Consider the following 15,026-nt stretch of genomic DNA (forward strand, 5'->3'; position numbering starts at 1 on the left):
TTATAAAATACTTTATACCCTATTTGGTTTAGGATAACCCTAAAAATAAATAGGCAGAAATTGCGCTAAATGCCATAGAAATCGTTGATTTTTTCTCTCAAACTTCTTGTTTAAATGGGAGAAAATAAAACTATTTATAACAGAAATTTTTCGATAAATCTATACAATTAAGTTTACTTGGATGTTTAGTTGATTTTATCTAGTTTTGAATAATTTGACTAATTAATTGAATTTAAAAGAGCTTAATAATTTGTCATTTTTATTATTATTAATGCAATTTTCTTCAAAATATTTTAAGTCAAATGAATTAATGGTGTGATAATTTTACAAAATATTTAAATAAAAATTACATTGAATTAAAATTAATAAGTAAAAAACCTATTGAAACAACCTATTTTATCAACCTTAAACCTAAAATTATGAACAGAAAATTATCCTTAAGACTAAGGTTCTTACTTCTCCTAATTGGATTTAACTGCCATTTTCTTGTGGCCCAAACTGTGGATATTAGTGGGAAAATTGTAGACGAAAATAACATGGGCATACCAGGCGCTTCTGTCCTGATAAAAGGTACTTCCACAGGGGCCGCTGCAGATGTGGAAGGGAATTACTCCATAGCTGCTCCAACTAGTGCAACTTTGGTTTTTTCCTTTATTGGATATTCAGCAAAAGAAGTTGCGATTGGTAATCAATCAGTGATCAATGTTCAATTGGAACCCGATATATCTGATTTGGATGAAGTAGTTGTGGTAGGATATGGTACTACCAGAAAAAGTCAATTGACTGGAGCCATTTCTTCTGTTGGAAATAAAGAAATTTTGGAGCTACCCATAACTGATGTAAGGCAAGCGCTTCAAGGTCGTGCAACAGGAGTAGATGTTACCCAGGCTGGTAGTAAACCAGGAGCTGAACCACAGGTTAGAATTAGAGGAAGACGTTCCTTTAATGCAGGCAATGACCCTCTTTATGTGGTTGATAATATTCCTATCGTTGGTGGAATGACAGATTTTAATCCTCAGGACATTGCATCAATGGAGGTTTTAAAAGATGCTTCAGCTACAGCCATATATGGATCCAGAGGAGCCAATGGTGTAGTAATAATCACTACTAAAAGAGGAAATGCTGGAAAAACAAGGGTCTCAGTTGATTCCTATTATGGCATCAGTCAAAGCCTTGGGAGGATCAAAAATTTTAACGGCGAAGAATTTGCAGAGTATAAAAGAGAGTCCAGAAGGGCTGTTGGCGAATACCCTGATGGTCCTGCCACTCCCGAAGCGGATGCCTCTTTATTTGAACCCAATGAGCTGGAAAGTATTCAAACTGGAAGAAGTTTTGATTATATTGATGCTTTAACAAGAACTGGCTCCATACAAAACCATAATGTAAGTGTAGGAGGAGGGAATGAAAAAACAACTTTCTTTATTTCCGGAAACTTTTTTAAAGATGTTGGGGTGGTAAAGTTACAGGATTTTACCAGACACACTTACAGGGTAAACCTTGACCATAAATTCAATGATAAATTCAGGATAGGTACTTCTACCCTTGCCACTTACAGCGAAAGAAACGGGGGAAATTTCAATCCTTTAGGAGGCGCACTCCAGGAGAATCCATTGGGCAAAACCTTTAATGAGGACGGGACAATAAATTTTAAGCCCACACAGGATGGTTTAAGAACCAATCCCCTGGCTGAAATTGTACCGGGAGCCCACGAGGATTTAACGAAAAGGTATCGAATCTTTAATAGTTTTTACGCTGTATATGATATTGCTCCTGGTCTAAGTTACCGTTTTAATTTCGGTCCAGATATTGGAATGAATAGAAGTGGAAGATTTATTGGCTCTCAAACCAATGCAAGACGTGAAGGAGATCCCACTGGCAGCATTTCTGAAGAGTTTCAATTCAACTACACCATTGAAAACATCATCAATTACACAAAAACATTCAATGATGCCCACACTTTTCAGTTTACAGGACTTCAATCTCTCCAGAGGGATAATAAGGAGTATACCAGTATCAATGTTTTGGGTATTCCAGCAGAAAGCCAAAAATACCATAGATTGGGGGATGCCAGCCAGATAACTGGTGCGAGCACCAATTTAATCCAATGGACATTGCTGTCATTTATGGGAAGGTTAAACTACGATTATAAAGGCAAATACCTGATGACAGGTACTTTAAGAGCTGATGGTTCCTCCAGGTTTGGAGAAAACAACCGATTTGGCTATTTCCCCTCTGTAGCTGTTGGCTGGAACATAGGTGATGAACCGTTTCTTCAGCAAAGCCCTGTTTTAGACCAATTGAAACTGAGAACCAGTTTTGGTTCTATTGGGAATCAAGGGATTGATCCCTATCAAACCCAACCTTTGCTTGGCAGAACTTCCTATGAATTCGGCTCAAGTGCAGCATTTGGCTACCTTCCCAATACAATTGGTAATCCTGATTTAAAATGGGAAACTTCCACCACCGCCAATGCAGGTTTGGATTTTGTTTTTTCCCAGGGAAGAATAGCAGGTTCTATGGAATATTACATTACCACTACCACTGACCTCTTGGCTCCTCAACCATTACCTAATTCTACAGGTTTTGGAGGTTTTATAACCAATATTGGTAAAACCCAAAATAGAGGTGTTGAATTGACCTTAAACACTATAAATATAGACAAAGGTGGTTTCAGGTGGTCAACAGATTTTATCTTTAACAGAAACAGGGAGGAGATTCTTGAATTGGCAGACGGAGATGATATTGGCGCAGGGCGATTTATAGGGGAACCTCTAACTGTATTTTTTGATTGGAATAAAATAGGTATCTGGCAACTGGATGAAGCAGATGAAGCGGAAGTATACAGTGATCAACCTGGCGTTATTAAAATTGAAGATGTGAACAATGATGGCCAGATTAATGCTGATGATAGACAAATACTGGGTTCACCCGTTCCTGATTTTGCCGGAGGTATTACCAACAGGTTTTCCTATAAAGGGATAGATTTTTCCTTCTTCGTCTTTGGTAGGTTTGGATCAATGATAAGGAGTGCTTTTCACACCGGAGGGTTCAATGCCCTTGCTGGCAGGTATAACAATCTAGATGTAGATTACTGGACACCTGATAATCCTACCAACGATTATCCCCGACCCAATGTAAACCAGGAATTTCCTAAATATTCCTCTTCCTTACAGTATTTTGATGGTACTTTCCTGAAAATAAGAAATATAAATCTTGGTTATACGATGCCCAATAGTATTGTAGAAAGCCTTAAAATGGAAAGCCTTAGGGTTTACACCAGTATTCAGCAACCATTTATATTTTCCGAATACCGAAGTAGACATGCCGGGATAGATCCTGAGACCTTTATAGACGGCGAACAGGGTGTAGAAGGTGGGGTAATTAATTCAAATATCGCACCTGCTGTTACACAGTTTACTTTTGGAATTAACGCCAAGTTTTAAAATGGAACCTAAATTTTGCTAAAAATGAAGATTAATATAAAAAATAAAATAGTAAGGTATACCAAAAACGGCTTGATGAGTGCAGTGATTTTTGCTGCCGTAAGTTGTGAAGGTTTATTGAAAGAAGATGTGGTTTCCAATATTGGGAACGATTATCTCAATACCCCTAGCGGACTAAATGATGGATTACAAGCTGCATACAGTTCTTTTAGGTCCTGGTATGGAACAGAAAGAGGTAATAACTTCACCATTTTCGGTACAGATACCTATACAAATGGAGCTGATGGATCATTCAAATACATGAATTTCTATACTTCTGATTTTGATTCTCAAAATTCCCATGTAAGAGAATTGTGGGACCAATTGTACCAGGGGATCAATACATGCAATGCCGTTATTCAAAGAGCACCAGAAGTGGAGGGCTTGGCGGAAGAAACCCGTAAACAAAGAATCGCTGAAGCAAAATTTATTCGCGCCCATCATTATTTTATTTTGGTACAACTTTTCGGACCTATTGATTTACAACTGTCCGAATCTGTTATCCCAAATAATGAAGTGACCCGAACAGCAGTCCCTGATGTTTATGCGGCCATAATTGATGATTTGCAAGCAGCCATCCCCGATTTGGAGCCTGTTTCCCATGCTGATGACTATGGCAGGGCCACTCGCCCTGCTGCAGAAAACCTTCTGGGAAAGGTATATGTCACTAAAGCAAGCTCCGAGGCAAGCGCCAATGATGATTATGCCAATGCAGAGTCCTTGCTTCAGTCGGTAATCGATAATTACGACTTTAGACTTTTAGACAATTATGGGGACATTCATGCCTTTGGAAATGAGATGAATGATGAAGTAGTATTTGCTACCCAATACAGTAATAATCCACTAACCAATGGCACAGGCAATAACACTCATGTTTTTTTCTTAATGGAATATGATGTGCAGCCTGGCATGCGCAGGGATACAGAAAATGGTAGACCATTTAAAAGGTACATGCCTACAGATTATACCCTAAATGTGATTTATGGTGATAGGGAGAATGATAGCAGGTATTTACAGTCTTTCAAACAGGTATATTATTCCAATAATCCTGGCACTTTTAATACTACCTTTGACAATTCTAAATCTCAGGTCACTTTTGCTGCGGGAGATACTGCCATCTATGTACCAGGATTTGAAATGTCTAAAGAAGAAAGGGCAAAAAAACCATATCAAGTATTGGTGCCAAGCGCATATACAGAAAGGCTATTCCCCACATTGAATAAACACCTGGACCCTGGCAGAGCCGACTTGACCCAGTTTGAGGGAACCAGAGACTATATCTCATTTCGATTGGCCGACACTTATCTTCTATTGGCAGAAGCACAACTAATGCAGAATAAAATAGCTGAGGCCACAGATAATATCAATATGGTAAGAAGGAGAGCTGCATTTCCTGGGAGAGAAGAGCAAATGGAGATTTCTGCGGGAGAAATGGATATGGAAATGATTATAGAAGAAAGGGCAAGAGAACTTTTGGGAGAACAACAAAGGTGGTTGGATTTAAAACGTTGGGGGATACTTTTGGAAAGAGTTAGGACACATAACCCTAAATCCATTGGAATAGAAGATTTCCATGTTTTAAGACCTATACCTCAAAATCAAATTGACCGGGCAGAGGGTAACAATGCCAATTTCCCTCAAAATCCGGGTTATTAAATCATCTTGGGAAACATTATCCTCCTAAGGACTTTTCTAAATTGATAGAAATAACTTTAAAATGAACATTACTGGCCTTGAATGTCAGAGAATAGGTTTAATCAAAAAAAGGCTTGGATTGTATCCTAGCCTTTTTTTACATTCTTTTCAATACCAAACCCTTCTCGTATCTAGATTTTCTTTCGATTCTTGGTAAGAAAAATGGGTATTTGGGATCCCAAATATTTGAAGATTTTAACTAAAATAATTTAAGTTCTCCATCCCATCAAAGATTCAACTCCTTTTCAGTTTAAAAATGCCGTATTCCTTCATATTATCTGAAGAATTAACAAGATTTCTGATGAATTGAATATAGACGAAGGATTTAAAAACCTGTAAATTAGACCAAAAGTTTAAAATCCCCTCCTATACCTATTGGAGTTCCAGCTTTATAGACTTTAATTTTGGTGCTGAAGAAAATATTGAATTAAATCTTCAGGTTTCCTTAAGGATTGTACAATTTCATCTTCCAATTCCATGTGAAGGACCGTTTCCACATCAAAGATTAATCCATTCAAAAATACCTTGTCAAATCCAAGGTCTTCTACAAAATCAGCCTGCCTGACCTTGGCCACCGGAGCAATACCATATTGACCCAAAACCTCAACAATCGCTTTCAATCTTGTGTAATTATTCATTTTTAAGGATTTAAATTTTCCGTTTTACGGAAGCTACAAGCTACTCATATTTAAACGGTTACAACTATTATTTTATTTTACAACATAAAAGAATTAGGGAAGTAGGCAGTAATGGGTACCAAATACTGCCTACTACTTTTTCTTTTTTAAGTTTCACCTAGACATATTCAGCGACTTCTGATTCAGTTTCAGACAATTCTGTCTCTTCAATCACTATTTCTTTTTTCTTATCCTTACCAAACCTTGCCAGGATACGATCGAATACATAATATATAACTGGTACAATAACCATCGTAAGGAACATGGAAGAAATCAATCCACCAATAAGGGCCCAAGCCAGACCATTTTTCCATTCTGCTCCTGCTCCTGAAGCAAGGGCAATCGGCATCATACCAAATACCATGGCAAGGGTAGTCATCAAGATTGGCCTAAACCTAATCTCCACAGCCTTGATAAGTGCTGCCTTAACCTCAATGCCAGCTGCTTTTAGCTGATTGGCAAAATCCACCAACAAAATTGCATTTTTGGCCACCAAGCCCATAAGCATAATCAATCCAAGAATACTAAAAATACTCAGCGAAGACCCGGACATGGCCAAAGCCAATAGGGCACCAATGATGGCCAATGGAAGGGAAAACATCACTACCAAAGGATATACATAATTGTCATATAAAGCGACCATAATCAGGTAGATTAGAAGAATAGAGGCCAATAAGGCAATACCCAAACTCCCAAAACCTTCCTCTTGCATTTTAAGGTCTCCCTCATAAGCTATGGTAACTTCTTTTGGCAAATCAAGCGTTGCAATCCGGGCCTGTATTTCTGCCCCAACGGTACCAGTAGGCCTTCCGGAAACTTGGGAATTTACAGATACTGAAGTAATCCGGTTTTGACGGGTAAGTTTGCTTGGTCCTTCTGAAGGGGTTGCTGTGGCAAATTGTTTTAGCAAGATTGCCTCACCCCTCTTGTTTACAAAGGTTAGATTTTCAATGTCAGTGACAGATTTTCTATCAAATTCATCCAGCCTGATATTAATATCATACTCAAAATCGCCATCTCTGTACTTGGTGTCAGTATTTCCATTGAAAGCGACCTGCATGGTACCACCTACCAATGCCATATCCAAACCTAAGTCTGCCATCTTGGCCCGATCAACCTCTACACTTATTTCAGGATTCCCATCTTCCAAAGAAGTTTCTACTTTTCTGGTACCAGGGACTTGGATGACCTCTGCCATTACCTCATTGGAAAAGGATTTTAAGGTAGCCAAATCGGGACCTGAAAGTAAGATTTGTATAGGAGCATCACTCGCAGTACCAGTGATGGCAATAGGCACAGCAGTGAATTCAGCACCAACGATATTTTCCTCCAAGGCGATCTCCACCTCTCGAGAAAACTCAGGTGCTGTCTTGTTTCGCTGATCTGAAGGAACCATTTTTACGGTAAGTTCAGCAGCATAAGGTGTAGACGTAGCACCAGAAAAACCTCCAGTAGTCTGGCCTACAGAGGTAAAGACTCCGGTGATTTCAGGGTATTGTCTTAAGAAGTGTTCCACCTCCATCGTAGTGAAATTGGTTTCTTCTAAAGTAGAAGATTTAGGAAGTTCTATTCTAACAATAAATTCTCCTTTATCCCCCTGCCCAATAAATTCACTTCCTATAAAACCTTTACTTACAAGCATAAAGGAAGAGATAAATAGGGCAAGCGTTGCAATCAAAGTAATTGCTTTGTGATTAAAAGCCCATTTAAGAATCCCTGTCAACCAGTCCACTATATTGTCCAATATCTTTTCAAAACCATTAATGATTTTGCCAAAAATACTCTTTGGATTAATGTGTTCTAATTTTGAAAACCTGGATGTCAATAAGGGTATTAAGGTAAAAGCAACCAATAAACTTATCAAGGTAGCCACTGCAACGGTGATACTAAACTGGGTCAATATACCGGCAATTAATCCACCAGTAAGCGACAAAGGGACAAATACCACCACGATTACAAGCGTAATAGAAAGCACGGTTCCACCAATTTCACGGATGCCATCATAGGAAGCCTGTACGGCGGTTTTACCTTTTTCCATGTGCCGGTAAATGTTTTCAATCACCACAATGGCATCATCCACCAAAATACCTACTACAAGAGAAAGCGCTAGTAAGCTCATCAAGTTTAGGGTAAACCCAGCCAAATACATAACCGTGAAAGTAGCTATAATGGAAGCAGGTACCGCTATCATTACAATCACCGCATTTCTGATACTATGTAAAAACAACAACATAATAATAGCTACCAGAACGACTGCGATAATCAAATCATGTATAACAGCATTCGCCGCATCCAGTGTAAAGGTGGAACTGTCCTGTGAAACTTCAAATCTAAGGTCACTACCACCATAGGTTTTTTCAAGGCCTGAAAGGGCCAGGGTGATGTCTTTTGCAACATCTACTGCATTGGCATCGGATTGCTTTTGAATAGATATCCCTATGGCTGCATTGCCGTTTAGTCTACTCAGAACTTCATCCTCTTTCTTAGAATCCACTACCTCAGCCAAATCCTTAATTCTAATGGTAGATGGACCATTTTGGGCAACCACAAGATCGTTGATTTCTTCAACTGATCGAAATTTTCCTGCCAAACGAATCAATATTTGTTCCGCATCATTTTTCAGTTTACCAGTAGGGAAATCCAGGTTTTCAGAGGCGATGGCCTGATTGACCTGAAGCGGGGAAATCCCCAAGGCTTCAAGTTTGTTTTGGTTCAGGTTAACTTTTATTTCTCTTTCAGTTCCACCCAATAAGTTCACCTGAGCCACTCCATCTATTTGAGCCAATGTCGGCTGAATACGCTGATCCATCAAATCATAAAATTCTGTGGCATTCAAATTAGAATAAGCACCCAATTGCATGATGGGCATATCATCCAAACTAAACTTACCCAACGAAGGGGGATCTGCATCCTCTGGTAAGTCACCCAAGATCGCATCAATTTTACGTTGTGCATCTTGCAAGACTATATCTACATCTACATCATCTTTGAGTTCAATGGTGATGATTGAAAAGCTTTCCAGGGAAGTAGATTTCATTACATCGAGCCCCTCCAGAGATGCCAGCGCATCTTCCAGTTTACGGGTGACTGAATTTTCTACCTCTGAAGGTGCTGATCCTGGGTACAGTGTGGATACAGTGACTATATTTGAACTGAACTTGGGTAAAAGTTCATAGGACATTTGACTGTAGGAAAATATCCCCAACGATGTCAATATTGTAAAGAGTACCACCACAATGGTGGATCTTTGAATAGATATTTTAGTAATTTGCATCGCTTTTCTATTGTAGTTCGGTTACAGCCATTCCATCCTTAAGGTTGATCAAACCAGAAGTAATTACCTTATCTCCAATGTCCAATCCGTCTAAAAGCATCAATTTATTATCACCCAACTGGGAGATTTTGATTGGTTTTAAAACAGCTTTTCCATTTTCCAGGATATAGACTTCAGGATTTTTAACTCCCCTCACTAAAGAGGTCCTTTCTATTAAAACAGCATCCTGAGCAGGGTAATCAAACGTTGCATAGGCAAACATCCCAGGCTTGATTTTGTCAGAAGTTTCTTTCAATTCTATCTCAACCAGGTATTTTAAGGAAGCATCTCCTTTACTACTTGTGAAGGAAACTTTTCCGCTAAATTTCTGGTCAGGGATCACTCCTACCTTTACCTGAACTTCATCCCCAACTTTAATATTGGCGATCTCCATTTCTGCAACCTGTACCACTAACTTCAAAGGATTTACATTTACAATCTCCACTACATCCATTCCAGGGTTCATTAAAGTACCTATTTCAATATAATCTTCGTTAATGTATCCTGAGATGGGGGCAGTTATTACAGTATTGGACAATCTCCTTTTGATCATTTTGATCTCTGAAGTGCCCATTTTATGCGCATTTTGAATTTCTTCAAGCTGCTTTTCGGTAATGGCCTCTGTTCCGGCTAGATTTTCATACCTACCCAAGTCCCTGGTGTATTGTTGGAATTTTGTTTCTGCAATTGATAGTTCGGCTTGCAAAAGCTCATCATCTAATCTGGCAATTACATCTCCTTTGTTGACATGATCTCCTTTGTCTTTTAAAATCCTAATAACTTTTCCGTTCCCTTCAGACTTAAGTATTAACTCTTGACTTGGAATAAAAGTACCATTGGTCATAAACGAAAGTGAATTTGACGTTTTAGCGACCACTTGTGTTCTCACAGGTATGTATTCGCTGGTTTTCATCGCTTGTTCGGCTTTGACTCCCATTTCTTGTTTGTTTTTGAAAAGTGTAAAGCCAATAATTGCTGCTATTACAACTATAACCAAGGGTGTGACTAATTTTTTCATAATTATTTAAGACAATATCTTTAAGTTCCTTATTATTTTATTTCGCAATCTTTTCTATCTGACCTGTTGATTGATAAAGGTCCGCTTCCGCAGTTTTAACATTGATTATTTGATTAAAATAAGCCGCCCGAGCTTCTCTTAAGGCAGTTTCTGAATCCAGTAGATCTGTTAAAGGAGATAGTCCTTCTCGATATAGCTGGTTGGTTTCATCAAATACGGTTTCAGAAAGCATCAAATTTGATTGTTGTGCTTCCAGGCTTTTCAGGCTATTCTTCATTTTTTTAACGGCATTTAAATAGGCCGCTTGCGCGTTTTGCTCTGCTAAATACTGGTCATGCCTTAATTTTTCCCTTTGTACCCTGGCTTGAGCAACCTTATATTTCCTTTGATTTCCATCAAAAATTGGAATGTTTAATTGTATGCCAACCAAAGAGCCCCTATACCATTGGTGGCTACTGGATAAAAAATCAAAAGAATTTGAAAAAGCATTGTAATTCAAGTCTGCAAAGGCCGAAATTGTGGGGTAATAACCTGATTTTATGTTCTTTATATTCAGCGCATATAATTCCTGTTGCTTGTCTAATACTTGAAGGTCATACCGTTCACTCAGATCCGGATCTGATGACATTATCTGCAGCGGGTTGCTATTTTCATCAAAAGCGTAAGCAGCAAGTTTCAATTCATTGGCTACCGGAAGCCCCATCACCAACTTTAAATAATTGCTCCTTTGTTCGATTAGGGTTTCCAGATTATCCATTTCGGTTTCCAAACTTGTTAGGTTTACCCTTACGCGATTATAATCTACCTTCCTGGCAAGATCATTTTCATATTGCGCTTTGATAATTCCTTCCAACTTAACCAGCTTGTCGTGATTGGCTTGAAGGTTAATCTTTTGAAGTTCAGTAGCAATAACGTTGTAATAATTAAGGGCTATATCATAAATGATGTCCTCAGAGGTCATGGCAGTCATCAATCTATAAAATTCTTCAGAAGTCCTTGCCGCCTTTAATCCTATTAAATAGGACTGACTAAAAACCAATTGATTTAGTTTAAATCCTCCTTTGAGGCTTTGAGGCACACCGAAAGAAATTACATCTACTCCATTGGGATCCGAATTAGGATTCAACACCCCTCCAGGAATTCCCTGGGGATAAACATCTATAAAATTATTATAAGTACCATAAGCTTCTAGCTGCGGTAATCCCGAACCTGTAATCTCTTTTCTTTGAAACCCAGCTTCCTGCTCATCCAACATTGATTTTTTGATGGCGACATTGTTTTTTAACCCTAATTCTATACACTCCTTTAAAGTATATCCATCGTCCATTGCTTCCTGAGCATTGACAACACCCCCAAAAATGAGCATTAAAATTAAAGGTATCCAGTTTTGTTTTTTCATTTTATTAAATTATATTATATTTAGTAAATAATAGTTTGTTCAGAATTTTATGAACTTAAAAGATAAAAAAATATTATTTTAGTTGATTTTTATACCTTTCTACCAATTTTGGTAATTCTGCTTCCATGAATTTCATGAAATTAGAAACTTCAATCAAATAGGCGTTAAACGCAAAATTTTTATCAGCCCTCATGGAAATGATTTCTTCCAGGATATTATTAAACTTAAAAACCTCCTTCATGTCATGTTGAATATCTTCTTTCCAATTGCGAATTTTCAACCTAAAGTACCTTTTTCTTTCACCTGGTTTAGTGATGTATTCAACTTTATTTTGACTTTGCAAAAGGGTTAAAGCTTGACTTACAGCACTTTTACTTACAAATAAAGCATTCTGAATATCCTCAAATGTTGCTTCAGCCTCCTCTACTACCATCAATAAACCTATGATTCTACCAAGAATTGGTTGGTTTCCTTTCTTCTCGAAAAAAACACCAATTTTTTCTATAATCTGTTGTTGATCTGTGGTCAGTGTCATATTCTATTATTTTTTTGAGTCTATTTACGGCACAAAGATACAAAAGGTTTTTTTGGTTCATAATTTTATGAACCAAAATTTAATATTTTTTTATCTTTTTTAGATATTACCCCCATTGGTACTATAAAGTAATATTTCAACATAGTGATTAAAATCAAATGATATGTCCAATAATACAATTATTGACCCTACCCTATAAAGCCTACCTATTTTTAAATTGTAGTGTCCTCTTCCTTCAATATTTATTTAGTTTTTTAACCAACGCTCGGCCCAACTTAATTTTTCCATGAAAGAGCATTTAAAATTAATTGACAAGTAATAGGTGTCATTCAAACCTCAATACTACCTTAATTGGAATAAATCTAAATAAAAGTAAAAAGGCTTTGCTTCCTAAAAATTTGCTTTTAAATTTGCGGCTATTAAGATCAATTCTAAATAAAAAACTATGAAATATACACTACTAATTTTATTATTTTGCCTTACTGTTTTACCATTGATGGCCCAAACCGGGGGAATTACCGGTTCTGTAAAGGGGCAAAATGGCAAACCACTTGAATTTATCAATGTGATAATCAAAGATACCCAGTTGGGTACAATCACTGATTTTGATGGAAAATTTACCATCAAAAACATTCCAGCCGGAAATGTAAGCATTCTCTTCAATTCACTTGCTTATGAAGCCCAAGTGAAAATGGTAAAAATTAATCCAGGAGAAACCCTCACACTTGAAGTCCTTATGAAGGAAAGTGAAGTGACTTTGCAAACGGTTGAAATTCTTGGACGGTCTGAAACTTCCTATAAAAACAAATCCTCTTATATAGGGACAAAATCAGCCACCGCACTAAAGGATGTTCCACAATCTATTGGCTATGTAACCAAGGAATTGGCGCTTGACCAGGGTGCTTTCCGTGTGAATGATGTAGTCAAAAACATCAGTGGCGTCAATCAATTTACATTCTACAATGACATTACCATTCGAGGACACAGGATTCAGGGACAAAAAACTTCCGGAAATCTCGTGAATGGAATGCGTGCCATGACAAGTTTCTGGAAACAACAACTTATCCCCCATATTGAACGCGTGGAAGTGATAAAAGGTCCGGCATCTGCTCTTTTTGGAAATGCCTCTGCTGGTGGCACCATTAATAGAGTTACAAAGAAACCATTAAAGGAATCAAGACAATCTGTAAGTTCTACACTTGGTAGTTTCAATACTTTTAGGGTAGTAGGGGATTTTACAGGTCCTATGACTGAGGATGAGACCTTATTGTACCGCCTTAATCTGGGATACGAAAATTCAGGTAACTTCAGGGATTTACAATATGACAAAAATTTGGTTGTTGCTCCCTCCTTCTCCTTTTTGCCTTCCGACAAAACCAGGCTAAACCTGGACATTGTTTACCAACAATCTGATGGTAGATTAGATAGAGGTCAAGCAGTCTTTGGTAATGGTGACCTTTTTTCTGTCCCGATTACAAGGTCATTGAATGCGGTGAATGATTACCTAAAAGAAGAAAGTGTAAATGCTACAATTTCCCTGAACCACCAATTCACTTCTAATATTAGTTTTAATTCGGTGTACATGCGGTCAAACTATGCCGAAGATCTTTTGGAACACCGTTCCAATAATGTTTTTGCTGTTTTGGGTGATGGAAGTATTGATCCTGAAAAAGTCGGTATGAGGGTAGGTATTAGAAAACGAAACTGGAGCAATAATAATTTCAGTAACTATTTTAATTTTGATTTCAAGACCAGTGAAATTGAACACCAATTGTTAGTAGGCTATGATTATTTTCAGCAAGTTTTGCTACCAGGTGGGTCTCAATTGGCTGCTAGAGGTTATTATAGCGCAGATGGTCAAAGTTCCATCAATTCTTACAACCCAGACAATAAAGCCAATTACCTATTGGATGGTCAGGGAAATCCCGTTCCAATTGTAACCCATTTTGACCTTACAGATCCCTTTGCCAATCAAATGAGGGACATGAGTAAATACATTTACACGACCAGTAATTTTGCGCCGTCAAAACTAAATTCTCATGGCTTTTATATTCAAGAGCAAGCGACTATTGGAGATTTCAAAGTTCTATTGGGTCTGAGACAAGAATACTATCAGGATGTATTGGATTATAAAATAGGTACTGAGGACAACGTCACCCAAAACGCCTTGCTTCCAAGAGTTGGATTGGTTTATACCATTAATCCTCACATCAATGTTTATGGAACCTATGTGCAGGGATATCAACCGCAAACCGCAACCGTCATAAATGACCCTAACGCAGGAGGGCCATTTGATCCTTTGACAAGTGAATTGGGTGAAATAGGTGCTAAAACAGAATGGTTTGATGGCAAATTAAGTGGTAGCTTAGCCTTGTATACCTTGACTGAATGGGGCTCCTTGTACAATGCAAATGAGGCTGGTCAGCCTGATCTTCTTGTTCAGAATGGAGAGGAAGTGTCAAAAGGTTTTGAAATCGATATTGCGGGTAATATCACTCCAAATTGGAGCTTGACAGCAAGTTATGCTTTTAATGATGCTGTGATAACCCAAAATGATGACGAAAATCTAATTGGCAGACAAAAGCCAAATGCGCCGAGAAATATGGGGAATATATGGACCAAATACCTGATCAAACAGGGAGAATTCAAAGGGCTTGGTTTTGGTTTTGGGGCCAATTTCGTGTCTGAGCGATTTGGGTCTTTGGGAGCAACGGATAATCCACCAATATTCCCTGGATATGAGTTGTTTGATGCTGCAATCTATTACAAAATGAATAGGTTCCAGATCCAGATGAATGTCAATAATCTATTTGATAAAACCCATTGGGTAGGTGGATACGATTATCTAAGGGCATTCCCAGGGTCTCCTAGAAGCGCGATGACAACCATCTCTTATATATTTTAGAA

General features: G+C 38.0%; 8 protein-coding genes. 3 read left to right on the forward strand and 5 right to left on the reverse strand.

Annotated elements, in window-relative coordinates; all coding sequences use genetic code 11:
• The first annotated feature begins 419 nt into the window (after positions 1 to 419).
• Together AC0L7T_RS14675 and AC0L7T_RS14680 are read left to right on the forward strand one after the other, a co-directional pair.
• A complete protein-coding gene (locus AC0L7T_RS14675; RefSeq protein WP_473336079.1) occupies positions 420 to 3,443 on the forward strand; it encodes a SusC/RagA family TonB-linked outer membrane protein in 3,024 nt (1,007 codons plus the stop codon).
• A 24-nt stretch (positions 3,444 to 3,467) separates the two neighbouring features.
• The gene (locus AC0L7T_RS14680; RefSeq protein ID WP_473336081.1) at positions 3,468 to 5,138 is read left to right on the forward strand and encodes a RagB/SusD family nutrient uptake outer membrane protein; all 1,671 of its coding nucleotides are present in this window, start codon (positions 3,468 to 3,470) and stop codon (positions 5,136 to 5,138) included.
• Between the two features lie 437 nt (positions 5,139 to 5,575).
• Here AC0L7T_RS14680 and AC0L7T_RS14685 read toward each other — a convergent pair whose 3' ends face one another.
• From AC0L7T_RS14685 to AC0L7T_RS14705, 5 genes are all read right to left on the reverse strand, one after another.
• Positions 5,576 to 5,815 carry a hypothetical protein gene (locus tag AC0L7T_RS14685; RefSeq protein ID WP_473336083.1) on the reverse strand — a complete coding sequence of 80 codons (240 nt, stop codon included), beginning with the start codon at positions 5,813 to 5,815 and terminating at the stop codon, positions 5,576 to 5,578.
• Positions 5,816 to 5,972: 157 nt separating this feature from the next.
• The gene (locus tag AC0L7T_RS14690) at positions 5,973 to 9,128 is read right to left on the reverse strand and encodes an efflux RND transporter permease subunit (protein WP_473336084.1); all 3,156 of its coding nucleotides are present in this window, start codon (positions 9,126 to 9,128) and stop codon (positions 5,973 to 5,975) included.
• Between the two features lie 7 nt (positions 9,129 to 9,135).
• Positions 9,136 to 10,185, reverse strand: a complete 1,050-nt coding sequence (locus tag AC0L7T_RS14695) for an efflux RND transporter periplasmic adaptor subunit (protein WP_473336086.1) — start codon at positions 10,183 to 10,185, stop codon at positions 9,136 to 9,138.
• A gap of 37 nt (positions 10,186 to 10,222) precedes the next feature.
• Positions 10,223 to 11,584 (reverse strand): TolC family protein, encoded by a 1,362-nt coding sequence (locus AC0L7T_RS14700; protein WP_473336087.1) that lies wholly within the window; start codon positions 11,582 to 11,584, stop codon positions 10,223 to 10,225.
• A gap of 73 nt (positions 11,585 to 11,657) precedes the next feature.
• Positions 11,658 to 12,119 carry a GbsR/MarR family transcriptional regulator gene (locus AC0L7T_RS14705; RefSeq protein WP_473336089.1) on the reverse strand — a complete coding sequence of 154 codons (462 nt, stop codon included), beginning with the start codon at positions 12,117 to 12,119 and terminating at the stop codon, positions 11,658 to 11,660.
• 445 nt (positions 12,120 to 12,564) lie between these two features.
• Here AC0L7T_RS14705 and AC0L7T_RS14710 point away from each other — a divergent pair, with 445 nt between their 5' ends.
• Entirely contained in the window at positions 12,565 to 15,024 is a 2,460-nt protein-coding gene (locus tag AC0L7T_RS14710; RefSeq protein WP_473336091.1) for a TonB-dependent siderophore receptor, read from the forward strand.
• The last annotated feature ends 2 nt before the right edge of the window (positions 15,025 to 15,026 follow it).

It is taken from the genome of Cyclobacterium sp. 10D3-21, assembly GCF_055809755.1.